The organism is Streptomyces sp. NPDC030995, assembly GCF_055571215.1.
On sequence record NZ_JBVIFS010000022.1, the window covers coordinates 1 to 25,909 of the forward strand.

General features: G+C 68.0%; 26 protein-coding genes and 2 pseudogenes. 15 read left to right on the forward strand and 13 right to left on the reverse strand.

Going from position 1 to position 25,909, the window contains the following annotated elements; all coding sequences use genetic code 11:
- Positions 1–246: 246 nt before the first annotated feature.
- The 8 genes and pseudogenes from ACZ45T_RS27490 to ACZ45T_RS27525 form a co-directional block, all read right to left on the reverse strand.
- Entirely contained in the window at positions 247–831 is a 585-nt protein-coding gene (locus tag ACZ45T_RS27490) for a DinB family protein (RefSeq protein WP_468445818.1), read from the reverse strand.
- A 151-nt stretch (positions 832–982) separates the two neighbouring features.
- Positions 983–1,306: a hypothetical protein gene (locus ACZ45T_RS27495; RefSeq protein ID WP_468445820.1), complete on the reverse strand. Its 324-nt coding sequence runs from the start codon at positions 1,304–1,306 to the stop codon at positions 983–985.
- 11 nt (positions 1,307–1,317) lie between these two features.
- Positions 1,318–1,799: pseudogene (locus ACZ45T_RS27500) on the reverse strand (IS5 family transposase); the annotation flags it as partial.
- A 389-nt stretch (positions 1,800–2,188) separates the two neighbouring features.
- On the reverse strand, positions 2,189–2,314 hold the full coding sequence (locus ACZ45T_RS27505; protein WP_468445822.1) for a DUF6233 domain-containing protein: 126 nt from the start codon (positions 2,312–2,314) through the stop codon (positions 2,189–2,191).
- Positions 2,286–2,606: a hypothetical protein gene (locus tag ACZ45T_RS27510; protein ID WP_468445824.1), complete on the reverse strand. Its 321-nt coding sequence runs from the start codon at positions 2,604–2,606 to the stop codon at positions 2,286–2,288. The genes ACZ45T_RS27505 and ACZ45T_RS27510 overlap by 29 nt, the downstream gene beginning before the upstream one ends.
- A gap of 57 nt (positions 2,607–2,663) precedes the next feature.
- Positions 2,664–3,170 carry a hypothetical protein gene (locus ACZ45T_RS27515; RefSeq protein ID WP_468445826.1) on the reverse strand — a complete coding sequence of 169 codons (507 nt, stop codon included), beginning with the start codon at positions 3,168–3,170 and terminating at the stop codon, positions 2,664–2,666.
- Complete coding sequence (locus ACZ45T_RS27520; RefSeq protein WP_468445828.1) at positions 3,167–3,691, reverse strand: RNA polymerase sigma factor; 525 nt, start codon at positions 3,689–3,691, stop codon at positions 3,167–3,169. The genes ACZ45T_RS27515 and ACZ45T_RS27520 overlap by 4 nt, the downstream gene beginning before the upstream one ends.
- Before the next feature lie 242 nt (positions 3,692–3,933).
- The gene (locus ACZ45T_RS27525; protein WP_468445830.1) at positions 3,934–4,125 is read right to left on the reverse strand and encodes a hypothetical protein; all 192 of its coding nucleotides are present in this window, start codon (positions 4,123–4,125) and stop codon (positions 3,934–3,936) included.
- Between the two features lie 291 nt (positions 4,126–4,416).
- Here ACZ45T_RS27525 and ACZ45T_RS27530 point away from each other — a divergent pair, with 291 nt between their 5' ends.
- The 8 genes from ACZ45T_RS27530 to ACZ45T_RS27565 all read left to right on the forward strand — a co-directional run bounded on the left by ACZ45T_RS27530 (position 4,417) and on the right by ACZ45T_RS27565 (position 11,265).
- A complete protein-coding gene (locus tag ACZ45T_RS27530; RefSeq protein WP_468445832.1) occupies positions 4,417–4,614 on the forward strand; it encodes a GNAT family N-acetyltransferase in 198 nt (65 codons plus the stop codon).
- Positions 4,615–4,909: 295 nt separating this feature from the next.
- Positions 4,910–5,473: a matrixin family metalloprotease gene (locus ACZ45T_RS27535; protein WP_468445834.1), complete on the forward strand. Its 564-nt coding sequence runs from the start codon at positions 4,910–4,912 to the stop codon at positions 5,471–5,473.
- Positions 5,474–5,475: 2 nt separating this feature from the next.
- Positions 5,476–6,030, forward strand: coding sequence for a hypothetical protein (locus ACZ45T_RS27540; protein WP_468445836.1), 555 nt, complete (start codon positions 5,476–5,478; stop codon positions 6,028–6,030).
- Positions 6,031–6,232: 202 nt separating this feature from the next.
- Positions 6,233–8,017 carry an SMI1/KNR4 family protein gene (locus ACZ45T_RS27545; RefSeq protein ID WP_468445838.1) on the forward strand — a complete coding sequence of 595 codons (1,785 nt, stop codon included), beginning with the start codon at positions 6,233–6,235 and terminating at the stop codon, positions 8,015–8,017.
- 698 nt (positions 8,018–8,715) lie between these two features.
- The gene (locus ACZ45T_RS27550; RefSeq protein WP_468445840.1) at positions 8,716–9,417 is read left to right on the forward strand and encodes a hypothetical protein; all 702 of its coding nucleotides are present in this window, start codon (positions 8,716–8,718) and stop codon (positions 9,415–9,417) included.
- Positions 9,418–9,658: 241 nt separating this feature from the next.
- The gene (locus ACZ45T_RS27555) at positions 9,659–10,267 is read left to right on the forward strand and encodes a TIGR03086 family metal-binding protein (protein ID WP_468445842.1); all 609 of its coding nucleotides are present in this window, start codon (positions 9,659–9,661) and stop codon (positions 10,265–10,267) included.
- Positions 10,268–10,740: 473 nt separating this feature from the next.
- Entirely contained in the window at positions 10,741–11,031 is a 291-nt protein-coding gene (locus ACZ45T_RS27560; protein WP_468445844.1) for a hypothetical protein, read from the forward strand.
- 9 nt (positions 11,032–11,040) lie between these two features.
- The gene (locus ACZ45T_RS27565; RefSeq protein ID WP_468445847.1) at positions 11,041–11,265 is read left to right on the forward strand and encodes a hypothetical protein; all 225 of its coding nucleotides are present in this window, start codon (positions 11,041–11,043) and stop codon (positions 11,263–11,265) included.
- A gap of 532 nt (positions 11,266–11,797) precedes the next feature.
- Here the strand turns inward: ACZ45T_RS27565 and ACZ45T_RS27570 are convergent.
- Positions 11,798–12,094 carry a hypothetical protein gene (locus ACZ45T_RS27570; RefSeq protein ID WP_468445849.1) on the reverse strand — a complete coding sequence of 99 codons (297 nt, stop codon included), beginning with the start codon at positions 12,092–12,094 and terminating at the stop codon, positions 11,798–11,800.
- A gap of 806 nt (positions 12,095–12,900) precedes the next feature.
- Here ACZ45T_RS27570 and tap point away from each other — a divergent pair.
- The 3 genes from tap (at position 12,901) to ACZ45T_RS27585 (ending at position 18,115) form a co-directional block, all read left to right on the forward strand.
- Positions 12,901–15,132 (forward strand): telomere-associated protein Tap, encoded by a 2,232-nt coding sequence (gene tap, locus ACZ45T_RS27575; RefSeq protein WP_468445851.1) that lies wholly within the window; start codon positions 12,901–12,903, stop codon positions 15,130–15,132.
- 316 nt (positions 15,133–15,448) lie between these two features.
- Positions 15,449–16,159 carry a GIY-YIG nuclease family protein gene (locus tag ACZ45T_RS27580; RefSeq protein WP_468445853.1) on the forward strand — a complete coding sequence of 237 codons (711 nt, stop codon included), beginning with the start codon at positions 15,449–15,451 and terminating at the stop codon, positions 16,157–16,159.
- A gap of 939 nt (positions 16,160–17,098) precedes the next feature.
- Positions 17,099–18,115 carry a nucleotide kinase domain-containing protein gene (locus ACZ45T_RS27585; RefSeq protein ID WP_468445855.1) on the forward strand — a complete coding sequence of 339 codons (1,017 nt, stop codon included), beginning with the start codon at positions 17,099–17,101 and terminating at the stop codon, positions 18,113–18,115.
- Between the two features lie 243 nt (positions 18,116–18,358).
- On the opposite strand, the gene ACZ45T_RS27590 is transcribed toward ACZ45T_RS27585, so the two are convergent.
- From ACZ45T_RS27590 to ACZ45T_RS27605, 4 genes are all read right to left on the reverse strand, one after another.
- Positions 18,359–19,198, reverse strand: coding sequence for a thymidylate synthase family protein (locus ACZ45T_RS27590; protein WP_468445857.1), 840 nt, complete (start codon positions 19,196–19,198; stop codon positions 18,359–18,361).
- Positions 19,199–19,272: 74 nt separating this feature from the next.
- On the reverse strand, positions 19,273–20,193 hold the full coding sequence (locus ACZ45T_RS27595; protein ID WP_468445859.1) for an ImmA/IrrE family metallo-endopeptidase: 921 nt from the start codon (positions 20,191–20,193) through the stop codon (positions 19,273–19,275).
- A complete protein-coding gene (locus tag ACZ45T_RS27600) occupies positions 20,190–20,606 on the reverse strand; it encodes a helix-turn-helix domain-containing protein (RefSeq protein ID WP_468445861.1) in 417 nt (138 codons plus the stop codon). The genes ACZ45T_RS27595 and ACZ45T_RS27600 overlap by 4 nt, the downstream gene beginning before the upstream one ends.
- A complete protein-coding gene (locus tag ACZ45T_RS27605; protein WP_468445863.1) occupies positions 20,603–20,881 on the reverse strand; it encodes an acyl carrier protein in 279 nt (92 codons plus the stop codon). Before ACZ45T_RS27605 ends, ACZ45T_RS27600 begins: the two co-directional genes overlap by 4 nt.
- 115 nt (positions 20,882–20,996) lie before the next feature.
- On the opposite strand from ACZ45T_RS27605, the gene ACZ45T_RS27610 reads away from it, so the two are divergent.
- The 4 genes and pseudogenes from ACZ45T_RS27610 to ACZ45T_RS27625 all read left to right on the forward strand — a co-directional run bounded on the left by ACZ45T_RS27610 (position 20,997) and on the right by ACZ45T_RS27625 (position 25,885).
- Positions 20,997–21,875 carry a MazG nucleotide pyrophosphohydrolase domain-containing protein gene (locus tag ACZ45T_RS27610; RefSeq protein WP_468445865.1) on the forward strand — a complete coding sequence of 293 codons (879 nt, stop codon included), beginning with the start codon at positions 20,997–20,999 and terminating at the stop codon, positions 21,873–21,875.
- Positions 21,876–22,140: 265 nt separating this feature from the next.
- Complete coding sequence (locus ACZ45T_RS27615; RefSeq protein ID WP_468445867.1) at positions 22,141–22,671, forward strand: transcriptional regulator; 531 nt, start codon at positions 22,141–22,143, stop codon at positions 22,669–22,671.
- A gap of 499 nt (positions 22,672–23,170) precedes the next feature.
- Positions 23,171–23,569 (forward strand): annotated as a pseudogene (locus tag ACZ45T_RS27620) (hypothetical protein); the annotation flags it as partial.
- A 42-nt stretch (positions 23,570–23,611) separates the two neighbouring features.
- Complete coding sequence (locus ACZ45T_RS27625) at positions 23,612–25,885, forward strand: nSTAND3 domain-containing NTPase (RefSeq protein WP_468445869.1); 2,274 nt, start codon at positions 23,612–23,614, stop codon at positions 25,883–25,885.
- The last annotated feature ends 24 nt before the right edge of the window (positions 25,886–25,909 follow it).

A 25,909-nucleotide genomic window follows, 5' to 3' on the forward strand; every position in this document is an offset into this window, starting at 1 on the left:
CCGCTACGAACGCAAGGCCGAGCATTTCCTCGCCTTCACCAGCATCGCCTGCACCCTCATCTGCTACCGAAGACTCACCAAATGAGATGACGTCTAAGCGGTCCCACCACCTTGCGGACGAGCAGCGAACGACGCCAGCAACGGGGCGGCCGACTCCGAGAGTTCATCAGGAACCAGACGCTTCGATAGATCAGCACCCACGACCGGCATCATGCCGCACGAACATCACGTCACGTGAGACAACCTCTAAGCCTTGATTGGTGCGGCCGACCTGGCGGCCTGCTCGATCTTCGCGCAGTAGGCTGCACGGGCTTCCTCGTCGATCTGCTTCTCGTGTTCGGCGCGCAAACCGGTCCGGCCGTCGAGGCCCTCGCGCAGGATATCGGCGTGCCCGGCATGCCGGATGGACTCGCCGAGGACATGGACCATGATGGCGAACAGGTTCGTGTCGGCATAAGGCTCCGGCCACCACGGCACGTGGCCGGGGGCGTCGAGGGGAAGCTCGTTGATCGTCGCGTCCGAGTGTTCCCACGTGCGCCGGTAGAACCCGATGATCTGATCGCGGGTCTCGTCCTCGGCCGCCCACAGATCGCTCCCGTCGGAGTCCTGCCACCGGGGCAGCGGTTCCGGGGAAGGGCGGTCGAAGACCTCGCCGAAGTACCTGGCCTCGACGGTGGCCACGTGTTTGACCAGGCCGAGGAGGTTGGTCCCGGTCGCTGTCAAAGGCCGGCGGGCGTCGTATTCGGACAAGCCGTCGAGTTTCCAGAGCAGCGCCTTGCGGTCCCGCCGCAGTCTCCCGTGCAGGTTGTCTTTCGCGAATTCATCGATCATGCGGCATGAGCCTGCCATGGGCTGCTCGTGGTCTCAAGATCCCGTACGTGGTCCGCAACGATGGCACAGCCGAGGCCTGGCCATGGCCGCCGCCCTGACCTGCTACAAGAAGCTCGCGAAACTTGCCACGTGAGACAACCTCGAGGCCGTCTCATTTGGTGCTGGGTAGGCTGCTTGACACGAGCACGGCGAGCTGGTGCAACCGCTGGCAGTACTGGGCTGCTGCAGGGTCATTGATCTCAGGGACGACTCGGTCCAGGTCCTCGATGCAGCTCTGCAGGAGGACGCTGTTCTTCGAGTCGAGAGTGCCGCCGTTGTCGAACCAACGAAGAACGCAGCCGGCGATGTCCAAGTCGAGCAGCCACACGTGTGTACCCCCGAACGTCGCATGTCGAAGGCTGTCGGGGAAGGGCTCGTGGCGGTGTTCCTTCCAGAGACGATCTGCGGTCTGCACCTGCTCAGTCGATTCGCTCATTTGAACCATCTTGCCTGGCTGTCGTGGAGGTTCGCCCCGGAGATTCCGATCGACAGGGGCAGACCGGTCCGCTCAGTGATCAAGTGGACCTTCGACCCGAACTTGCCCCTGTCGACAGGATTCGGACCTGTCGGGTCCCCCTTTTCAGGGCCCGCATGTTCACCGAGTCGATCGCGCAGCGGGACCAATCCAGCTCGCCGCGGGCGCCGAGTTCGTCGAGGAGCAGGCGGTGGAGCCTGGCCCACACCCGGGCCTTCGTCCACTCGGAGAACCGACGGTGGGCTGTCGCCCCCGACGGCCCGAACGACGCCGTAGGCAGCTGCTGCGAGGTACACCCCGACGTAGCCACGAACAGAATCGCCGCCAGCACCTCCCGGTCACCATGCCGACGCCGGCCACCGCCTTGAGGCCGCGATGGCGCCTCCGGCACCACCCGCTGGAACAGCTCCCACAACTCATCCGGCACCAGCCGCTCAACAATCCCCGCCACGATCGGCAGCCTACCCAAGTCGCCAAATGAGATGACTTCTAAGGCAGAGGTGCTCGACCTGTCCCTTCCAGTCAGAGGGGGGCCAGGACGGCGGGATGAGCGCGCACGTCGCTCTCGTGCTCATCGGCGGCGCCATTCCCGCATTCGCCCTCCTGCGCGAAAGCCGCCTGGATGGGGCGTGTCCGGGCAGAGCACGCCGCCGCCCGGGCAGGCCGCCACACACGGCCGGGAGGCGGACCGAGAGCCGTTTCGCCCTCGATCGCCTCCGCTACGACACCGACGCGTAGCGAGCGGTGTCGGGGTGCGGCCCCCGTCGCGGCCCTGATGGCCTGGGCCGCACCCCGTACGGCCGAACGTACCCGCTGCTGTGGGCAGCCGCGTACGCCGACGGGTCAGCCGGTCATGCCGAGCGGGTTCTCGGGGCTGCAGTAGGGGCACGGCTCGACACCCTCGGCGAGCGTTCGGCGGGCTTCCTCGCGAATGTGCAGCTCAGCGCCAGCAGACGTGAGGGAGGGCATCCATTGCGACAGGTGTGGTGCTATCGCCGGTTCGAGTGATGGCCTGAGGCGGCGACGGCAGCGGATGAGCTTGCGGGGTATCTGGCCGCAGTCCGCCTGCGCTGAAGATAAATGCGAGGACGGCGATGGCGCTGACGACCAGCGTGACCGCGCAGTACGAGCTCATCTTCAGCGCGTCGATGGTGGTCATGCCGAGGGCCTTGCCGAGCAGGAAGGCGATCAGGCTGACGAACCCTGACCCGATGATCAACAGGGCGACGACGATGATGGCGAGTTCAAGGCGATGAGACATGGCAAAGCCCTTCGCTGTGCGGATGAAGTCAGAATTGGTGTGGAAGGCGCGGAGCCTTCAGCGCCGTCGCGTGCGGCCCTCGCCGTGACGGCGGTGCAGCCCCAGCGCCAGGCCGCTGGCAATAGAGATCGGCGTCGTGATCAAACCGAACGTGTCGGGTCCGACCCTTCCGAAGCAGATCAGGGACAGGCCGACCGAGACTGCGACAACCGCGAAGAAGGCCGGGACGATCATCACGGCCCCGAGCTGCGGGCGCCGTGTCCTTCGCCGGCGCTCCGGCGGATTGGCGGTCAGCTGATCGGCGCTGCGGAAGATCTTGTCCAGGGTGGCCGACTGGTCGATCGGTTCCTGGGCGAGTTCGCGCTGCTCCCGGGCGAAGGCGTCCTTCATGAGCCCGAGCCGCTCATCCACGTGGTTGCGTGCTGCCCTCGTGGGCTTGGGCGGCATGGAGAGGTCGACGGAGATGGAGATGGAGACGGAGAAGAGTTCTGCGACCCACTGAAGGAGCGCGTGGACCCGGTGGCGGACCGACATGGCCTGCATGCGGGCGGGGCGGTGGGTCATGCCTTGCCTCCCTGGGTGCGGGCCGTGAGGGGGTACTGCTCGGGGTGGATGCTGAACTTCTCGAGCTTCACGCGGGCTCGTTCGATGTTCCGCTGGACGCTTTCCGGCCTGATCCCGTTGAGGATCTCGCCGATCTCCTCGTCCGCGTAGCCGAGAAGATGCAGCTGGAGGCAGTGGCGCTGACGCTCAGACAGATGCTGTTCGATTACCGCCAACGTCTCCTGAACGTCCTGCATGGCCTCAGGCCCCGCGGACACGTGGTGAAGATCGGTGAGGGGAACGAACCGGGGTGCGCGGACGGCCTTGGCCTTCCGGCGCTGGGCGAGCGCTTTGTTGATGCTGACCCGCTGGAGCCAGGCCCTGGGGCTGTCGATGGTCATGCCTTCACGGAGCTCGACGATCATCGTGGCGAGGGCCTCCTGGATGACCTCCTCAGCTTCCCCTCGATCGCAGTGCAGGAGCTGTCGGATCGTGCTCAGGAGCTTGCTCATCAGCCGAACGTTGCTGAGGAGTTCGGCCATCAGGTCCCGGATGCTTCCCTCCGGCATCGGGGGCCCCTGGCGCTTGGAGCGTGTCACCAGGACACCTCCGTGGCATCCGCCGGGCGGGGGTGAAACACCCCGGCGGGGGTGTGGTTCGCGTTGGCGTCTTCCCTCATGCCCCTATGGATGCAGTTAGGGCTCTGCCGCCGACATCGAGATCCGAAGTTTCTCGGATTTCTTTCACGGTCCTGGGGCGCCGGCGGCTCCTATGTGGTGGTTCATCAGGATTGGTTGACAGATGTGGAGTTCAGGGACCTGGTGAGCTCGCGGTTCGCGGCCCGAGCCGCTTCCAGCTCCTCCGTCCGCTCTTCAAGCTCGCCCCGCTTCTCGGCGAGGTCCTGTTCAAGGAGGGTGATGCGTCGCTGGAGCCGGTCGATGTCGACGGGGGCGCCGAGCCCGGACTTGGCCCACACGCTCTCGCCGAGCCGGGCCGACAGGTGCTTCTCCAGCTGCCGGATCCGTGCGGTGAGGCGCTTGTTGGCTTCCGGCGCGTTCGCAGGTCGCTCTGGAGCGACGTCCGGCTGACTGCCGCCATCCGTCCGTCTTGGATGGGCGTCTGGCAGCGACGTGGATGCGTTCGAGCAGGTCAGGATGGCGGTAGAGGAATATCCGGTCGACTCGGGCCGTGCGGGCGAGGCCGGAGACGGTGATGTCCCCGCCGGACTCACCGCGGCGGCATGACCTTGAATCTCGATGGGCTGACTGTGCCCCGGCAGACAATCATGCGCCGCACGGCCCTCCTGGCCGTGCGCGCGGACCGCCGTGGGGAGGGGCTGGGACGGCGGCTCGCCGAGACCTTCCTCGACTGGTACCGGGCGAGGGACTACCGGATTGCCGTGACCAGCATCGCGCCCGGTCGACACGAGCTCGTGTCCCTCTACCAGCACTGGGCTGGCAAGTAGGAGCTACCGCCGCGGGCCTTGGCATCCAGATCGGCAGTGACCCCGTCCTGATCAACGAAAAGCCCGTGCGCACACCTGGCTCCCGCTGGCGCCCGAGGCACGTCCGTCGCTCTCCGTTGTCCCCGGCACCTTGGTGGTCACCGGCATCTTCGACTGACCACGACGAAACCCGGCGCACCGCAGTCGCAACGCCGCTCCGCCGGAGCCCGCACCCGCGCAGACTCGTAGCCGGGTGCCGGGCGGCCGCCGTGGTGAAACGATCGTCCTCGGCCTGGACTGCCCTACCGTTGACGGGATGCGCAATCTCCCAGCAGGCCCGGCGGCTTTCGCCGCCGTGCTGCTCCTCGCTCCGGCCCCGGCGCATGCCGCCGTGCCGGCGCCCTGCATCGCGACGTCGGGGAGCGACGCCACCGAGACGCGTGAGGACAGCTCCGTCGATGACGGCGAGATCCGGTGGACCGCGAGCACGAAGTACAGGGCCGAGTACAGCCACCCCAACAGGGCGTGGTCATACTCCCGGGCGAAGATCAAGATCGCGCCGGATGCGGCGACCACCGTCAACGACCTGAACTACGAGGACTTCTCCGACCCGAAGAACTCCGCGGCCGGCGTATGGTCCCGCCGTCCCGGCCCGGCGGCAACGGACCTGATCCGCTTCAACAAGACGCGCATGGACACCCACGACCCGGCCACCCGCCGGATGGTCGCGGCCCACGAGCTCGGCCACGCGCTCGGGCTGTGCCACAAGTCGGGCAGCGGCAAGAACGCCGTGCACTCCGTGATGTGGCCGGACGTCGCCCAGTACCCCGACGTCCCGACCGACGTCGACCAAGCCAACCTGAAGAAGCTGTGGGGCTGATCATGCACGTGAAGGCATGGGTCGGCGGCTGCCTCGCGGCCGCCATTGCCGCAGCAGGCGCGGCCTGGTTCACCCTCGCCACCCAGGAAGTCGCAACCACGCACGCCGTGTGCGGCCCCGACCTCGCCCGCGACGACATCGTCGCGGCGAAGTCCAAGGCCGTGGCCGTCGTCGAAGCCGTCGAGAACACCCGGTACCGGGAAGACGGCGGCAGCGCCTGCCTGACGACCCGGGTGAAGACCCTGGAAACCCTCAAGGGCGAGTTCGGCGACGTCCTCCACGTCACGCAGGGCGTGAAGAACGGCGGCACCCCGGGCCGGTACGCCACGGAAGACCCGGACCGCTACGCGGTGCTGGAGCCCGGCCACCAGTACGTCATCGCGGTCCAGTCCGGATCGACGGCCGGCACCGCAGGCACCGAGGCATGGGCGTGGTACGCCGAGCCGGCCCAGCGGGGTCTTGCGGGGGAACGGCAGCACTGGCAGGAGGCCCTGGCCAGTCCGCCCGAGACCGCCGTGAACAGCAGCTGCGAAGACGTGGACGCGCCGACGGCCTGACGGGCGCTCACCGCGCCCGCGTACGACTGGAACCTGTCCGGCCGAACATGCGACTCCTCCGCGTTCACGTCATCGACGTGGACACGGGACCGGGCGGTCCGAGTGATGTCGGGCGGGAGCGGCCGTGGCCATCTCTGCCGGTCGGCAACAGCCGTTGTGCCAGGTGGCGGGACTGTCAGTGCCCGCGCCTAGGGTCCTCGACATGACCACGCTCACCGTCGATCAATCCTGGGCCCGCATCGAGACCTGGCTCGCGCAGCACGCTGCCGTCAGCCACGGGCTGCTCCGACCCCCGGCCCGCCCGCAGGACATAGCGGCGGCCGAACTCCGTCTCGGCGTGACCTTCCCGTCCGACCTGAAGGACTCGCTGCTGCGCCACGACGGCGTACAGCTCCAGGACGGAACAGCGACGCTGGGCTACTACGGACCGCTGTCCGGCGTCGAGGACATCGTCCGCAGCACCGAGTTCCTGCGGGACATCGGCGCGGACCTCGCCGAGTACGAGGCCGAACTCGACGAGGAGGAACGCGACCAGCACGCGTACTGGCCCCACGAACGGCTGCTGATCACCCTGGGCATCGGCTGGCAGTCCTCCGACGGACTCTTCCTCGTCTCCCGCCCCGGCCCGCACCACGGGCGCATCGGCCGGTACTTCGACGAGGACGGCCCGTCCTTCACCGAGTGGCCCGGCGTGCGCCACGTCCTTGCCGACTTCGCCACGGCCCTCGAGAACGGCACACCCTTCAACGGGCGGACACCGCTCGCCTTCGAGGGCCGGCTGATCTGGGACGACGGCGCAACGATCGCCCCCGATCCGCTCTCCCCGCTCGGCCTCGCCGCCGAGGCCACCGAGCCACTGGTCCCGCCCGCGCCCGCGCCCGTCCCGCCCGCCCCGCGGCCCGACGGGGCGTACGCCGTCATCACGTTCGAAGCCCCGGCCGCACAAGCACCGCCACGGCAGCCGGACATCGTGTTCGTGGCCGGTATCCCGCCAGAGGAACTGCTGGACAGGTTGGGCTGCATACCTGCGACCGTCCGGCCGCGCAGCCGGGAGCAGACGCGGCTGTCGGCCGCCGCACCCTGGGCGGCGTACCGTCCGATGGCCCGGGCCGGTCTGTGCGGTGACGGGTGGTCGTACGCCACCCAGGAGAGCGGCGACGCCCAGTTCGGCCGTCCGGAGGTGCTGCGCCGGCTGTCCCGTGGGACTCGGGTCGTGAGGCTCTCGAAGCAGGGGCCCGAGGTGCACGTCACCGTCTTCGACGACGGTGTGGAGCGGCCCGAGGCGGCCCGCCGGGTCGACTCACCCCGCGAGGACTACGTGACCGACGCCGACGGACAGCCGGTCATGGGATCGGACGGGCAGCAGTGGCAGCGGATCGGCGTCGATCCCTGGCCCGGCTCCACGGCCGCGTACGCCCGGCTGCTGGCCGGCCTGGCGCAGGAGTACGGCATCACGTGGAATCCGGAAGGCGACGGCGACGAGCCGCTGGCGAGTGCCCTGCTCCTGCCGGTCCTCGACGACCTGCCGCCGACACGGCACCCGGTCTCCTCGGTACGCGACTTCGACCTCGGCGAGCTCATCCACCGGACACCACCGGAGCGGTTGCGCTCCGCGATGGCGGCGCAGCTCGCCCGGCTGGCGTCCGAGACCGGCATCGACACCCACCCGGAGATCGCGCAGACGCTGGAGCGGATCCGCCGGGACGAGCCGGTGGACCTCCCGCCCGACGGGCCCCTCGACCTGCGTATGAGGACCCTCTCGGCGGAGGCCCGGGCGGCACGGGGACTGCTGGACGCGGCCCGACACCAAACGGACCTGGCGCCGGTCACCGCGGCCGACCACGCCGCGTGGGCCGTTCGGGATTCTGCGGCCGGCGCAATGCGCGAGTTCCTGCTGCTGCCCCTGCCGGCCGCTGCCGCGACGATCCTGAGCCAGCGTCTGTCCGTACGCTGGCGCGACGACCTCGCCGCGGACCTGGCCGGCTAGGACCTGTCCGGGCGATCTCTGAGACAACGGTGCCTGACGCCTGTGAACGAAGGCCTCGCCGCGAGATCCGCTGGCCGGATTGATGGTCTGCGGGGGAGTGCCGTCACCTGAATCCTGGTAGTTGGCGCTGACGGATAGTGCTCACCTGATGCGTTTCGTCTGGCGGGACACTGGCCGATCCGCTTCCCAGACCTTGACACGCTGCGTGCCTGGGGCAGCCCTACTGGAACGCGAATCGAACAAGGGTGCTTCAATTGAAGCGCCCGTTGCCGACGAAGGCGTCCAGGGCGCTGTCCCCGGCTCTCAGTGCCTGGTCGTGCTCAAGGAAGCGCTCAGAGCGCTTAACGCCGTCGACCGGAGCACCGACTCACCAGGCATCCGCCGCGACGTCATCCAGCGCGCCGACCACACAGAAGAAACTCCTACGCCTCTTCCGCCACCGGCGGGTTCGACGCACAGGAGTTCGCCCGGCGTACCGACGATGCAGGCGGGGACATCACTGCGGCGATTCACCAGTGGCTCGTGGACACCGAACGCATCCATCCCGACGCACGCATCCTCCACCTTGAGATCCGCACCTGGCGCCCCCGACACCGAGACCAACCCGCCGGCCACGCGGAGATCGCACCGCCTGCTTCGCGCGGCCCCCGCCCCGGCCATCCGGACGCCTTGTCAGTGGCGCGTGCAAGGCTGCCTCGGTGATCACCCAGAAGGTAGCCGTCCGGTATCTGGCCGATGAGACGAGCACCTGTGACGTGCCCATGGCTCCCGAGCGCTTCCACCGCAACCGCTTCACCCAGCACGACTTCGTCTTCTTCGGGCACGTACCCGTGCGCTCCTACAAGCACGCCGGCCAGTGGAAGTTCATGGAGCCGGACGTCCGCAACGCCGGACGCGCGATCGCCTCACTTCCCTGGGACCCCGAAGACCTCGTCACCCCACGCCAGGATGGCCCCCTCCTGCTCGACCCGTCGGCCACCGTGCGCTCCGGCTGGCGCGGCGAACTCAATCGCCTGATCGACACCGCGGCCCGCGCCCAGAACAACTGCCAGTGCAAGCCACCCCTATCCCCCTGCCGCAGGGAGGAGAACGACTGGGCCAAGCGTGCCGGCCTGCGGCATCTGCTGCGCTGCGACCGCTGCCGCACCCAGCGCACCCTCCCGCCGCACCATCGGCTCGCCGCGCTCCGCCTCCACCTGCACCAAGAGTGGGGTGCCGAAGGATGCGACTGGCCCATGCACTTCTGCGTGAGCATCGAGGCAAGCGGTGGCGCGTACGACTGCAGGGTCCGCTGCGCGAAGCAGGGCTTCGACGGTGCGCGCATTCTGAGCCTGCCAACGGGGGAAGCCGAGCGCATCCTGTCGCTGACGATGGAGAGGGGGATGGCGGAAACCGACTGACAACACGGGACCTGGCGAGCCTTGGCGAGTCCGGTGCTCCCAACTGCCTCACGCCTGCCGTAACCCCGGCAGACCTTCCTCTGCCGTGCCGGGCAGCACGCTCATCGCGCCCGGCCAGTACGTGCCGTGACCGCTGCCGAACCGACACCGGCCAACTCCCCACATCCGGCGCGCGTTGCGAGGAGTACGGGTTCCGTCCGCTGGTCTACCCTTCAGACCCCTGGCCCCGGAGGAGCGGCAGATGACCGATACGACGACTCCCGACCTCGGACCACAAGCCCGGATCGTGGCCCGTCTCGTGGCGGGCGTCCCGGACGCCCGCCTCACCGACCCGACGCCCTGCCCCAAGTACGCGGTCAGCGACCTGCTGGGCCACCTCGCAGGCCTCGCCGTCGCTTTCCGCGACGCCGCCCGCAAGGACCTGGGCTCCACGACGGACACGGCCCCCGACGCAGCCGCGCTCTCCCTGCCCGCCGACTGGCGCGACGAACTGCCCCGGGTCCTGGGCGAACTGGCCGAGGCCTGGAGCGATCCTGCCGCGTGGACCGGCATGACCCGCGCAGGCGGCGTGGACCTGCCCGGCGAAATCGCGGGTGCGGTGGCTGTCAACGAACTGGTGATCCACGGCTGGGACCTGGCCCGGGCCACCGGCCAGGAGTACGCACCCGATCAGGCCGCCCTGCGCGCCTCGCATGCGTTCCTCCTGGCGGCCGCAGAGGACGAGAGCCGCGGCGGGGGCATTTTCGGCGCCGTCGTGCCTGTACCGGACGACGCCCCGCTGCTGGACCGGGCAGTCGGGCTGAGCGGGCGCGATCCGCGCTGGACAATCGGTACGGGTTCCCGTATTTGAGCTGATGCTCGACAGACGGGTCCTCGGTCTGAACATGCGGCCAGAGGTTAGTGCTGAGGCCGGAGGCCCGGACCGAGAAGCCGGTGTGGAGGTGGCAGTTCGGGCACAGGCCGGGGGGACGAGGCCGTTCTGGTCAACGGTGAGGCTGGTCATGGTCCAGGGATAGCGGACCGCCGGGGTATCCGGCCGCGAGTTTTCCCGTCCCGGTTCACCACCCCGCTCTGAGCTGGGCGGTCAAACTCACCTGGCAACGGTCAAGATCGCCTGTCAGAGGACAGACGGAGTGTCTTCGGCGAGGCGTCTCACAGCCTCACAGGTTCACCCCGTCTACCTGGGGAAATGGGTTGTGAGCCTCACAGACCTCACAGGCTGGGGCTGACGTGAGAACAGGTGCGTGACACCTGCGGCGTTCAGGTCTGGCAGGCTGTGGTGCGCGGTGAGCTGTCGCGTCTGGCCGCAGGATGGGGGCCCGGGTGGGAGGGATCGAGCGTGAGCCGGCGGAGGTGCGGATACCTCGCGCGGCCGTCGATGCCATGGCCGCGGCCCTGAGCGTGCGCACGGTGGCGATGCGCACCTGGCCCGACGGCATCGAGTGGATGTACCCGGTGGGGACGTGGGAGGAGCCGCACCTGGAGGTGGCGCTCATGCCCGGCGGTGACGAGGTGTGGCTGCGGATGTCCACCGATCGCTCCAGCGTCGCCGTGTGGTCCATCCAGCAGTGGTGGGACTTCACCGGAGACTTGCCCGGGGCGACACCGCCGTAGGAACGCCTCATGAGCACGGCGAACACCTGGGCGCAGTGCCTCCTCGTACTGATCACCACCGACATCTACTGGAACGGCGCCTGGCAGAAACTCCGCTCCCCGCAAGTCCGCACCGGCCTCTACCTCGCCCAGTGGATTCATACCTACACCCAGGTCAGGGACCAGCTCCCTTACCGGCGCCAGCCGTCCCCGGCCTTGGCTTTATTCACGGGTAGTGAAGCCCGTTCGTCATGACTTCGGGAGGCACCCGCCGAGGCAGGATATCGATGTTCACGAGAACGGGAGGCAGCAAGCCACAGGGGGCCGTGAGACGCCTAGTGCTGTGGCCGGAAAGGTTCACCGGGTCACGGCCCCCGGCACGGCACCTCGCCGCGTTGTCGGACCGCGCCGGTACGTCCAGTACGAGCCGCGGCCCTCCGCCTTGCGATGCACCGCACCGGACGCCGCGACCCGGCAAACCTTTCCGGCCACAGCACCAGCGCGCAGGCGGCACGGAAGACTGCCTCGGTGGCGACCCTCGGGCGGCCGCCGATCCGGCCGCGCTCGCGGGCGGCGGCCAGGCCGGCCGCCGGGGGTGATGGCATCCAGGTTCTCGTGCAACGAGGTGAAGCCGATTCTGCTCACGCGGCTCGCCATCCTCGGGGGCCAGCTGCTCGACGCCACACACCCGGGCCGGCCGCTGGTGGAGCGGGCAGCCCGGGTGGACCTGCCCGGCGTCAGCCGGGCGCGTCGTGCGACCTGGTGGTGCGGGGGCCGTAAGCCCGTCTTAGTTGCCGATGCCGGAGCTGCCGATGCCTGAATTACCGATGCCGTGGCTGCCGATGCCCGTGTTGCCGATGCCCGCGTTGCCCAGACCCCAGTTGGCGATGCCCGCGTTGCCGATGCCGTCGTTGAAAGCACCCGCGTTGCCGATGCCGTCGTTGAAAGCACCTGCGTTGCCGACTCCTGCGTTGCCGACTCCTGCGTTGCCCACGCCGTCGGCGCTGGCCGCGCCGGCGCCGCAGATAGCCAGCACTGCCGCGGCACCCATCGCGGCCGTCACACGGAGAAGAGTTGTGCGCATCGTCGCATACCTCCTACTTTGGGACTATTTCCCCCTATCTCTAGCACGCGGCCGTACCGGATACGGGGATAAATGTCCGAAGCTGCCGTGTCGCCCTGATGCTTCGCCCGACGGCGTGCGGGTCAGGTCGGCGGCCCAGAAGACCCGCCCACCGCCGAGGCAGCCGTTGTCCCGGAGCAGCGCTGTACCGATGCTCCCCGAAGGCCGGACCCAGCCTGGGGGACGCCCAGACCGTCGGTACGACTTTCCAGCGGTGGGCGGTGCCTCCCGTCGTCATGGACAACGGCTCGGCGCCGACGGCCAGGGTGACTCCCGAACTGCTGTCGAAACGCTGCTCTTCGGCGTGTACAAAGCCACCGGCCTCGTCCGCCGCTACATGGGCAACCTTACGGACCGGGACGTCTGCCTCTGGCGCCTGGTCGCGGCCACCGTCATCGCAGCGGAGATCGCACTGCCCCCGCGCTTCTCATCCCGCAGACGATGCCGTACGCCGTCCTTGCCGGCATCGGGATGCACGCGGCCTTCACCTGCCTCACGCCCCGCCAGCTCCTCACCTTCTCCGGCCTCACGCTCGGCACCTACTTCGCCTTCGCCGCCTAACCCTCCCTCTCCCTCCGGGGCTAAGCGCCTTCAGCCAGCGAGGGGCCGCCATGTCGCATCGGGTCCTCTCGAACCTGTCACGCGCGGCCGGAGAGCCGCGGCAGCGATGCTTCGTGGTCAACAGAACATCCGTACGCGATCCGTACGGTGAACGTACGCTATTCGTACGCTTCATGGGGGTAGGGTGTCGGTCAGGAGGTGTTTCCATGTCCGAGTTGTTCGACGCGGTCGACGCGCTGGTCGCGTCCCGTGCACCGCTCCCGCCGCCGGAGGAGCGTAAGCGCCTGCGCCAGGCGCACGGCCTGACCCTGGACGAGGTGGCCGCCGCGCTGCGGGTGCGGCGGGCGACCGTCAGCGGCTGGGAGTCCAAGACCGAGCCGCGGGGACCGGAGCGCGAGGCGTACGCCCGGCTGCTCAACCAGCTCGCGGAGCTCTACCCCGCCCCGGCCAACACGGCCGCACCCGCCAAGGACACGGTGCCGGCCACGTTCACCGGGACGCCCGCTTCGGCCCCGGAAGCCGAGACTCTCTCCGCAGGCCCGGCGGCCGAAGCTGCGGCCATGGCTGCTTCCGAGAACACTCAGACCCGTTCCGCCGCCGCTTCGGTGGCCGTGCCCCGTCCGGCGCGCACTGCTGCGCCGCCTGCGACATCGCGCCGCCCGGCGTCGAAGAAGGCCGCCCCGGCCAACACCCCGGCCGGCGGCGCCGACCCGCGCTTCGAGAACGGGCCCCTCGCGGTGGTCGACGTCACCGACGAGGGCCAGGTCCTCGCGTACTGCACCGGCGGCCTGGTCCTGGACGTGCCCGCCAAGTCGATCCCGGCGCTGGTGGACTGGACCCTCAAGGCGGCGAAGCTCGGGCAGCCGAAGCTGTCCTGGCCGGGCAAGGACGGCGATCCGCTGCTCGTGCTGACCGAGGCCGCGCTGGAGCGCTACGGCCTCCCGATGACCCTCACGGAGGAGGAGCGGCTCGCCGGACGGCTCCCGGAGGGCCACAAGGTCATCAAGCAGCTGGTCCGTGCGGAGTGGAAGCTGACGAAGCGCGGTTTCGGGCCGTGGGCGCGGATCTACCGGCCCGCGCAGGGCTCGGAGCGCGCCTGCGTCCAGCTGTGCATCCCATCGTGGGACGCGCTCGACACCCGCCACTGGGGCGAGGCCGGGCAGCTTCCGCCGGCGGAACTCGCCCGGGTCTTGGGCGTGTACGCCGCCCGGGTGATGACGCCGCGCGGCTCCACAGCCGTGACTGGCCTGGAGCTGATGACCGCGCTGCACCCGGCGACCCGCGCCTCCGAGCCGGACGCCGACGGCAAGCGGCACTCCGAGCACAACCCCGGCAGCCTGGGGAAGGACCCGGTCGACTGCGCGCCGTGCGAGGCCCCCGACGGCCACCCGCTCCTGGCGGACCTGCCCCGCTTCCACGTCCGCGGCCCGGCGGAGAAGCTGTTCGAGGAGGCGTACGACTGGGCGCGGCCGATGACGGACGCCGAATGCATGCGCCGCCACCTGGTCGGCGTCGACGTGAACATGGCGTTCGCGGCGGGCGCCAACGGCCTGCCCGTCGGCCTCGGAGCGCCGGCGCACGTCACGAACCCGGCGTTCGACCCGAAGCTGCCCGGCAGCTGGCTGGTGGACCTCTCCCACGTCGACCTGTCGAAGGTGAAGGTCGGCAAGGAGCGGGTGGAGCTGGACGGCTCGCTGCTGCCCTCCCCGTTCACGGCGAAGGGCGAGCGGCCGCAGGGGCCGGCCTGGTACGCGACCCCGACGGTGGCGTACGCGGTGGAGCTCGGCTACGAGGTGCGGCCGCTGGAGGCGTGGGTGCGGCGCGAGAACGGCCGCTACCTGGACGGCTGGTACAACCGCCTGCGCGACGCCTACCTCGTCACGATGGCCGACCTCGGCGTCGCCGCCGACCTGTCGCCGGAGGACTTCCTTGCGGCGATGGACGGCTACAAGGGCCGTGACCCTCAGCTGGCGATCGTCGCATCGGCCATCAAGGCGACGGTGAAGGGCGGCCTGGGCAAGCTGCGCGAGCGGCCCCGGGGCGAGGGCTGGCGGCCCGGCGAGCCGTGGCGCGCCCTGTCCCGCCCGACGTGGCGGCCGGACATCCGTGCGGCGGTCATCTCCCGCACCCGGATCAACCTGCACCGCAAGATCGTCAAGCACGCGGCGTTCACCGGGCAGTACCCGGTCGCGATCCTGTCCGACTGCGTCGTCTACGCCGCCGACGGGCCCTCGCCGCTGGACTTCCTGCCGTACCGGGAGGGCAAGCCGCTGCCCGGCGGGTTCAAGCTCGGCATCAACCCGGGCCTGGTCAAGCACGAGGGCACCCAGAGCGTGCTGTGGGGCGAAGAGGTCCGCGAGCGGTTCAACGCGCCGGAGCTCAACCTCGCCCGGTACATCAAGGACGGCACCGTCACCGACTGTCAATTACCTGTGTAGTTGCAACATGGTCAGGCCTCTGACCTCGGGTGCTGCAGGTCTAACGGCAGGAACTGTGAGAGGCCGTGACCTGTAGAAATGGGTTCTGACTCGCTCGCAGAATCTTTCTGAACTGCGGTGCGGTAGATCGAGTGAGAGATGTTGCAACTGCACTGGTAATTCCCCGGAGAGTTGCCCAGATGGGCAGTCTCCGTCCTGGGCAGATCAAGCCTGGTTTCTGGGGGAGAGGGACTTTCGGGTGAGAGCCCTCCGCTGTGGCGGGGCCTGCCTGAGTGTCAGAGCTCAATGCCATACTCGCGCTCTGCGGAACTCGACCATGCAGGGACGTCTGTCGATCTGGTTCCGCCAGCCCGATGGTTTGAGAGGACACAGCTTCGTGCGTGGGTACGCCTGGACCACTGACTTCAGCATCGATGACCATGAGTTCCGGGACGTTCTTCTGACCGTGAGCTACCCCCGTAAGCGGCACCGTGAAGCCGCTACCCCAGGGTCTCGCATCGACATAGACATGCGCGCGGTCATGGAGATGCTCCAGCTGGTTGATCAAGACGTCATTAGCGCCACCGCGGCCCTCGCGACCCTTCAGCGCCTCCTGGACGAGGTGGAGAACGAGGGTGAACGCGAAGAAGAGGAGACGGCGGTGACCGTGATGGAGGCTCCGCCGCGCAGGACTCCTGCCGACCTGGTCCGCAGTGACTCACGGCTGGTGTATGCCGTGTCGTCGGAGGCGGAACCGAAAGTCATCAAGATCGGAGTGTCGAAGGACGTCCGCGTGCGTCACCGGACTCTGCAGGCTGGGTCCGGGTTTCCCTTGGTCGTGCGGTGGACGTCCGCCGGCGGGGGCTACCTGGAGGAACGTCTGCACGAATGCTTCGCCCCCAGAGCGGTGGGGCGCGAGTGGTTCGACTTCCGGGATGTCGAGAACCCGATCCGAGACATCGCCCAGGCAGCTGGGGCGGTACTGCGGGACGTAGGCCACTCCGACCTCGGAGTTGATGAGACCTTCACCCCTGAGGTCACGGCCTGATTGACCCCTTCGGCCGCTGGACACGCAGTCGGGTGGTGATGACGCCTGCTGGGCGGGTAGGGGGCATGCCACGTGTGATCATGAGATCGATGGGCGGAGAGGTGAGGTGGCTCTGCCGACGCGCAGAGCTACTACAGCACTTGAGGCTTCGTCGCCGGCGGATCCAGCTGCGTGGATGCACGCCCCGTGGTGACGGGACTGCTGCGCTGCCCCCTCGCTCGGCCACCAGGGACGTCGCTTTCCGCAGCTGGCGCGCCCGCTGCCCCGCCACGCACGTACGCGCACCATTGCAGCACGTGATGCGTGTCCTTGAGGTGTGCCCCATCCGTACAGTCCTCCGGCAGGAGGACGGCGCGGATGCGCGGTCGGCGGCCGCAGCGGCGGGCGCAGGGACAGGGTGCGCCCCTGCTGATGGGGGTGGCAGTCCGAAGCCGACTGTGTCCTGGTCGAGGGCAGGGTCGGGAGCGGGACGACAGTTGTCGAACACAAGAGCGGTCAGCTTGCTGGCCTGCGTCAAAGAGCAGACCCGCGGCGCGGCCACCTGCAGCTTCTGCGGCTGTTGGCTGAATGGCGTGACGTCGATCCAAGGCTGCTCGTTAGGAAGGGCGAGCTATGCGGCGCGGGCCGGGTGGGCGAATCAGAGGAAGGTCGTCCCGATCTCTGTCGCCAGCAAATGTGTCCGAAGGCAGGCGGCGGTACCTGTGTAGAAGGTCGGCGAGATGCTGGGGGTCAACCTCGACTGCCGACACCAGGGCGGCCAACAGCTCCGCGCGGGACGTGCGTTCGCCGGCTGCAGCGGCCGCGCGGACGAGGACGTTGACCCGGGTGTCGACGTCGGCGGGCCAGCTCACCGACGTCACATGACGCTGCTGCTGACACAGCAAGTCCAACGGTCCCCCTCGGTGACAGCCGACACATATCGAATATATATTGCTCCTCATGGTGATGCTGCTGCAAGACCGTCCTACGCCCAACCCCAACGGCACCGCTCCTGGGGTGGTGCGGGTGGCGGGGCGGACGCTGCAGCCGACGCCGGTGTTCGACAGCTACTGGCGATTTGCCTCCGCCCGGCAGGCGGTCTACGAAGCCCGTCTGGCCGGCCGGCCTCAGCCGTGGACACGGGATCCGATCCTGACGCAGTACCGCTTCACTAACTGCTACCGCGCGGCCGACCGCGTAAGCCAGAGCCTGATCTCCGGGGTGATCTACCAGGGTTGCCAGGAGTGGGACGAGGTGTTCTTCCGGACCCTGCTGTTCAAGATCTTCAACAAGGACTCGACCTGGCAGCTGCTGAACAGGGAACTCGGAGAGGTCCGCTGGGACACCTACGACTACCGCGCCTACGACAAGGTCCTGTCCGCGGCGTTCGCCAAGGGCGAGAGACTGTACTCGGCTGCCTACATCGTCCCGCCGCCGCAGCTGGGGGAGGGACGCAAGCACCGCAACCACCTGCGGCTGCTGGAGATGCTGATGACTACGGGCGCGCCTGACCGTGTCACGGACGCCGCTACCATGCGCGAAGCGTACGAGGTGCTGCTCAGCTACCCGGCGCTCGGGCCATTCCTGGCGTATCAGTTCACCATCGACCTGAACTACGCCTCTCAGATGCCGTTCTCCGAGATGGACTTCGTCATGCCCGGCCCCGGCGCCCGCGACGGCATTCGTAAGTGCTTCGGACGCAGGGCAGACGGCATCGAGGCAGAAGTCATCCGCTACATGGCCGACACACAGGAGCAGCACTTCACGCGCCTCGAACTCCCCTTTCACGGGCTCAAGGGACGCCCCCTCCAGCTGATCGACTGCCAGAACCTCTTCTGTGAAGTCGACAAGTACGCCAGGGTCGCGCACCCCGAGATTGCCGGGATCAGCGGGCGCAGCCGCATCAAGCAGTCCTATCGCCTTGATACCAAGCCGGTCAGTGCATGGTTCCCGCCCAAGTGGGGCCTGAACGCCTGACCTCGTCTGGCACAGGCGCGGCTGCCCTTCCTCTCACGAGAGAGGGCAGCGAAGCTCCCTGCGCACACGCAGCCTGGGCGAATCCGCGCAATGCCATGGAGTGAGGCGCACGTGATGACGCTCGACGGCTCCGAAGCAGCGAGATTTCCCCGTTGATGGCGAGCAGCGTGTCTGCGGATCCGTGCAGGTACGGCGCGCCACGGGAACGCCCGAGTTACGCCCTGGAGAGAGGCGGCAGGACCGTCACTCGCCGAGGCCGAACAGGGGAGGGTGGGCCACAGCATTTTGGATACGACTGAGCTCGGCTTTCGTGCAGTCCAGCCGTGCGCTGCCGGCCATGACGGTCAGAGTGCCCGGCTTCAGGCCCGCCTGCTGGGCTACCCAAGCGCACAGGTGCCCCAGTGCCAGATAGTTGCCGTAGGCGCGGTCGAACATGTAATGGCTGCGGTAGTAGGCCACAAGATGCACGGACCCCGCGGCGGCGTCGAACTGGAACGAGCAGTGACTCAGGCAGGGGAAGTCCCGCGGCCTGGTGTCCAGCGCGGCCGCACGAACCACGGCCTCCGTGTCCTCGGCCGTGTCCGGCTCTTCCTCAACGACTCTCTCGCAATCCAGGATGTGCGCGGTGCCAGCCTCGTAGACCGCGCTCCACTTGGCGCTGGTACGCAGCTTGTCCATGCGGCTGATGACCCGGGCGATCTGGTCGACGGGCTCGGTCTTCGCGCCGGCGCCGGGGTAGGCGATGAGACGACCGAAATAGGTTCCGTGCGCGTTGCGCCGGACTTTGCGAAGCCTGGGGTACATGGACCGGTAGCGCTCGGCGAGTTCCGCGTGGCTCTGGCAGGTCTTCGCGAGCCCCACGGGGAAGAGGGTGTTGACGACGGTGTCGATGGGGTAGAGCGGCGCGGTGCGGGCCGAGCGCAGCCGGTCGAGTTCGCCGCGCAGCTGCGAATCCTCCCGCAGCGGCTGCGCAATGCGGACCACGGTGTGGAAGGCCCTGGTTCCGGGGAGCTTCGCGAGCTGCTCGCAGGCTTCGAGCCATGCACGCGAGATGCTGGGGGCGTCGACGGTGAACGTCTGCAACGGATCACTCCTTGTGCGGCCAGGTGCGCGGACTCGGGCGTGGGGGAGGCAGGTCCATCAGGCAATGCGGCGCTTCAGTAGCGGTAGTGGTCGGCGCCTTTGCGGTCCGGTGTGCGCCGGACCGTGACACGGAACAGGCCCGTAGTGCCGGGCACCTCTGCAGTGAGGGTGCAGGCGTCGGCCAGGTCCTCACCCACCCAGACGGCCTGTGCCTGAGCGGGCTCGTGTGGACTGTCCGGCAGTGACATCTGGCCGCCGAACTCGGGGGCTGTGGATCTCAGGCCTGCTGGTACATGGTCGAAGCGACCGCCGGGGATCTGTAGTAGGAGACAGTCGCCGGCCTCTGCGTGCACCGTGGCCCGGTGCGCGGCACCTGTGAGCACATGCACGTGGTTCCGGGGCCCGACCGGCATCCCGTCGGCGAGTTCGCCCTTCAGCGCGCCGGGGGAGTGCTTGAGCCAGAGTGTCTCCATCGACCGGTCGATCATCTTCAGCCGCACCAGATGACGCACGGTGGTGGCATAGGGCGTTCCCATCCAGCGAGCTATCCGGTACACGTCGGGCGGGGAATCGGGCCGAACCAGCCCGCAGCGTGCCAGCGCAGCCCGCGCGGCGGGCCTGGGCATCAGGAACCAGGACGCGAACGCCTCGGCGTCCCGTTCGTGCTGCGGCCACCCCTCACCCCACCGGCCGTGCGCCTGCTGATGGTCGTAACTGGTCTTGTGGCCCAGTCGGTGATGCCCCAGCTCGTGAGCGGCAGTGTGTCGCATGCTCACCTCTTCCAGGCCCGCGTTGAGCAGACATGCCGGCCCGTTGTCCTCCGGTCCCACGTACAGGCCCAGCAGCCCGCCAAGTAACTGCCCCATGACTTCGACGCCTTCGGTGCGCAGGGCGCCGAAGACATCGACATATCCGTCGTCATGAGCGATCGCAAGGTCCTCGTGCGCCTGGGCGGCCGCGATCATCGCCGTGCCATGGGCGTTGTTCCAGCTCACCGCACCCGGCCGGGCCGCCGCCGCGGAGCCTGGCCGTCCTGCTGCTCGGCTTCCCGCTTGGCCTGCAGATACTGGATGAACTTCGCAACCTCGATGCGGTCACCCTCGCTCAGTGGCTGCTTGGTGCGGGGCAGGCCCGCAAACGCGTGCTCTCCGGCGTCGGCAGCCTCGTCCTCGTCGAGGAAGTAGGACACCGATAGGCGGTACAGGCGCGCGAGCTTCTGCAGCTCCATCACCTCGACGCGGCGCATGCCCCGCTCGATGTCGCTGATGGCCGACCGCACGATTCCGGTCCTCTCGGCGACCTGTTGCTGGGACAGGCCCAGGTACTCGCGCGTGTCCTTCAGCCGCCGACCGAGCAGGGCGCGCTGCTCCGCTTCGCCCCCGCCGCCGGTTTGTGCCCTGTCGATCATTCTTCCTGCTCCTTTGCCTGCATGGTGTAGTACACGGTCTCCGCGAACGCCCAGACCGATCGCAGCGAACGCCCCGCCTCGGCGTCGGCCGGAATCGACACGTCGAAACGCTGCTCGACCCGCGTCAGGATCTCCATCACCAGAACCGAGTCGACTGGCAACTCTTGTCCACGGGCGGCGAGTTCTTCGTAGACCTCGCCGACAGACCGGTTCTGGTGCTGCGCCAGGAGGCTGATGGTGATGTCGACGATCTCCTGGACGGTGTGCGGCGGCATGCTCTGAATTCAGCCCCTTCGCGCAACTCCCGGACGGATGGCCCGGCATGACCTACTGTAGAGCGTTGTCGGGAAATCCGACAGACTTGCCTGAAGATCCATCAAGGGAGTGTGTGTGCATCTCGCCCGCTACCAGGAAGCCGCGCTCAAGACGCTGCAGCCCTCCGCCGCCGACACTGATCCCGTCCTCGTGCCACTCCTCGGGCTGATCGGAGAGGCCGGCTCCGTCATCACCGCCTACAAGAAACGTCTGCGCGACGGCGCCGATGCCACACCGTCCAAGCAGCAACTACGCGAAGAACTCGGCGACACCCTCTGGTACATCGCCGCCCTCGCCCACCGGCTCGACCTCAACCTCGAAGACATCGCCGCCGCCAGCCTGGAGAAGGCCAAGGACCGCTGGCGCGCCACACCCGCACACGAACGCATGCGATTCGACGCCGACTACCCGGCCCACGAACAGCTTCCCCGCAAAACAACCGTCACCTTCACCCCCACCCCCCAACCCGGCGGGCGAACCGTCATCGTCGTCACCCGCGAGGACGGCAAAAACGCCGGCGACCCACTCACCAGCGCCAGCCACATCGAGGACGACTACCGCTTCCACGATGCCCTCCACCTCGGCCACGCAGCAGTCCTCGGCTGGTCGCCCGTCACCCGCTTCCTCCTCGACTGCAAGCGCCGCAGCCGCCCCGGCGTCGACGAAGCCGAAGACGGCGGCCGCGCCATCGCCATCGAGGAAGGCATCAGCGCCCTGGTGTTCTCCTACGCCAGCCGCCACCGCTACTTCGAAGAGGTCCGCCACGTCGACCACGAACTGCTCACGACCATTGATCACATGACGGCTCACCTGGAAGTCAACGTGCTGCGCACCGCAGACTGGGAGAAAGCCATCATGACTGGTTACGACGCGTGGCGACAGCTGCGCAAACATGGCGGCGGCAGCCTTGAACTCAACCTCGATGCACAGACTTTGACCTTCAGTAAACCCTGACCAGCCCCCAACGCCCGGCCATGACCGACTCAGCGGCGAAGCCCAACGAGGTCACCATGCCCTGTACGCCGACAGCCCGCGGCCCATGCCGACGCCGCTCCAGGAACTGTCCTGATGTGATCGTCGAGCCGCCGGTCCCACGGTAAGTCTGTGAGACCCCATTCACGGAAAGGAGGCCGAAGACACGATGCGAAACGGCTCCCGCTCGGCACCACTCACACCGGAGGAACGCTGGGGCGATCTGGGCTTGTACGGAGCACGCGGCATGTCCGGCGCCGAAGCACTGGCCCGACGGCTCGACTACCAGGCCGGCAGCCAACTTCCCTCGGTGAACACCTCGTACGGACTGGCCATCAGGCTGCGCTACCTCACCTGGGACACCCGAGGGGCCCAGCCGTTACGCAGCGCCGGGATCACCGCCACAGACCGGACCATCGCCCGATGGAAGAACGGACAACAGCGCCCCCGACCGGACAACCTGAAGAAGATTGATAGGGCGTTCTGGACCTGCCGCCGCACAAATCTCGCCGAGTACTACAAGCGGCGCCTTTGGGATGACGGCCGCGGCACACGCATCGAGATCTACCCGGTCGACCAGAAGCAGGTCGAGTCCAGCCGGCGCCGGGAACTCCGCATGCGCCACATCAACGTACGGTGGCAATGGGCGGCCATCGTGGATGCCTGGCACAGTAACGACTACGCCGCACTCGATGGCCTGTGGCAGTCGATCGTTCGCGACCTCGGATCCGACCACAGCGCGTACAGCTATGTATCCCACCTTGGGTTCGCCGCCTGATCCTTTCGCACTTCGCCGTACGCTTCCGGCAAGCCGCCAGACACATCTCCCTAAACGATCTAGATGCCGTAGTTGTCAGGGACGCGCTGGCAGCCCACCTTCAGTTCACCGATCACATGAACTCCGTCGGGAACGCAGCGCGGCGGCTTGAGGATACGTACGAGGAGTTCGGCCCCAGCTGATTCCGCTGGATCTCAACGGACCGCCCGCTGCGCGGGCACGCCGAGGCCGTCGCCCGCACCCTACGCACTCCGTAGGAGGGAATCCGTCAATGTCCGCTTCCAGGGCCCCCGGGGCGGGTACCGGGAGGTGACTACCCGCCGGGAGGACCAGGCGCGCAGCCCGACCACGCCCCCGTCACGCCGTACGCCCCCACGCCTGGGGCGCCAGCCGAACTCCTCGCCCAGCTGCGAATCGACCCGCGCGTCGGCACCTCGGTGCCGGCTTTGAGCAGCAGTGGGCAGCCGCCCTTGAGGAATCGCGCCGCACATTCTCCCTCGGCGGGCTGTCCGCGGTCGTCCAGGAGTGGCAGGGCCTCATCGCCTTCGGCTACGACGACAGCGACTTCATCGACATGGCGGAGCTCCGGAGAAGGCGCCGGCTACCGCGCAGCCCTACGCTGTCCGCCTCTCCGCCCAGCCGCCAAGGTTCTCGACGTCCTGCCCGAGCACGTCGCAGACACCGTGTGGGACGTCCCGGACGCCGCCTCGGCGGCCCCGTGGGGCTTTTGGCAACCCGCTGCTCGACCGGAAGGTCAAGAGGAATGGGGGAGGTCAGACGGGCCACGAAAGCCCTGACTATCCCGGATTGCTTACCAGGGGATGCCCGGCGGTCAAGGGATCGGAGCAGGTGGGGTCCGTCGGAGATGATCAGAAGCGCGGCGGTGGTCAGTCGGTGAAGAATGGGCCCGACGGCACCACTGCGATTGTGCGAAGGCGGCATGGATTCTTTCGACTTGGGACGCCTGACGGATCACGACTTCGAGGTCGTCTGCCGGGATCTTTTCGGTGAGATTCTTGGCGTGCCGCTTGAGCTCTTTCCACGTGGCCGGGACCGGGGGATCGATCTGCGCCACATGGCGGCGGACGGGACCATCACGGTCGTGCAGTGCAAGCACTGGCCCAAGGCAGCGCAGGCGACGCTGACGAAGCGCCTGATCAAGGATGAGCTGCCCAAGGTCCTGGCGCTGAAGCCGGACCGGTACCTCATCGCCACGAGCGTGGGCCTGACCGTGGACGGCAAGGACACGATCCGCGACGCGTTCGCTCCTTACGTGCACACCACCGGCGACCTCTACGGCGTGGACGAGATCGTCGCCGAACTGAAGAGCAGACCCGAGTTGGTCCGGCGCCACTTCCGTCTCTGGCTGAGCGGCACCGCTGTACTGCAGACGGTGCTCAACCAGGAGAAGTACGTGCGCTCGTCCTGGCTGCGCAAGCGCATCCCGCGTACGGCGGACACCTTCGTCCCGCACGAGGGCTTCGACCGGGCGAAGGCCATCCTGGACGAGCAGCACGTCTGCGTCATCGCGGGGATTCCGGGGGTGGGCAAGACAACGGTTGCCCTGATGCTCGCTGCGTGGCTCATGGGCAATGGGTATGAGGTGCATGAGATCTCGCAGGATGCCGAGGAGATCACGGCACTGTGGCGCGAGGATACGCCCCAGCTTTTCCTCTACGACGACTTCCTGGGCCAGACGACGCTGGAGTCCCCTCTCAACAAGAACGAGGACGCCCGCCTCATCGACATCATCCGGGAAATCCAGGAGGCTCCGGACAAGGCACTGGTGATGACGACCCGTGACTACATCCTGGAGCACGCCCTGTTGAAGCATGACAGGCTCGGCGCCCCGGACGTCTCACAGGCGACCAGCGTCGTCCACCTCACTGACCTGAGCCTCGGTGTCAGGGGCCAGATCCTTTACAACCACGTCCACCACGCGCAGCTGCCCGCCGAGCAGAAGTGGCCTTTCGCCGACCGGGCGGTGTGGCAGCCGATCGTCGAGCACCGCAACTTCAGCCCCCGGCTGATCGAGGAGACGCTCCGACTCGCCGCGCGGCGGGAACAAGACGTCGCCGCCGCCGTGGGGAAGAACCTCGACGATCCGCGGCGCATCTGGGAACGGATCGTGGAGAACGATCTGACCGACGAAGCGGTCCATCTGCTCGAAGTCCTCTTCACCCTGCGCACGGCCTCCCTGGAGACGCTCAACGACTCCTGGTCCTGGTACCGGAAGGAGCGTGGGCTTGAGGCAGACGTCAGGACCTTTCGCAGGGCGCTGCAGGTGCTGGACGGCACGATGGTCGCCGTCGAGCAACACACGGTTTCCTTCCACAATCCGTCGATCGCGGACTACCTCCGCTTCCACCTCGACGCCGGGCGGGCCCCGATGGCCGCACTGCTGGGCGCGCTGGTCGATCCGGTGCAGATTCACAGTCTGATCGACGCGGCCGGAATGGCGGACGGGGCGGGCATCCTCGCGCAGCTCAAGGCGGAAGCCGCACGGACTGAGTCCGCGGTGCTGGAAACGGCGGAATTCGTCACGTGGTCCCTCGAGGTCGCGTACGAGAGCGAGACGTCTAACCTCCAGTGGATCCTGGAGGCAGCCGAACTGCTGGACTCCGCCCCGCTGGCGGCGCATATCGTCAAGGAAACGGGCCCGGACCACTGGCACGGCGAGCACGTCGAGCACCTTGTCAGTCTGGTGCACACCATGGAAGGCAGCCCGCTCATCGCCCAGGAGGACGTGACGCGCATCGCGGGTGAGGTAGCGGACGCAATCCGGCTGGAGCTGGCGCAGCAAGTGGAGCACGGCGACTGGTACGGGGCCATCAGCCTCTACGAACATCTGAAGGAGATTCCAGGCGACTCGCTGAGCGGCCCCTCTCTGGAAGCCCTCGTCGAGTGCGCGCTCGAGGCGCTTCACTTGGTCGCCAGCGAGGGTGTGGCACTCGATGCTCATCCGCTCGAAACGCTGATGCAGTTTCTATTCGAGCAAGGCTACGAAGGCGGCGCCGACGACGAGTCCGCTGAGGACCTCGCCACCATCCAAAAAATGGTCGACCGGTTCCCCAAGCTTGGTAAGGCGCCACGTTTCGAGCCCCGTCACGAGACCGCCGCACCAGGCCCGTACAGCAACGAGGAACGGGACCGCGAGGTCATCACCGAGCTGATGAAGGGGCTGAGAGACCCGGACATCACCTCCGGCGTATAAGGGAGGCAGCCGACGGAGTCGCTG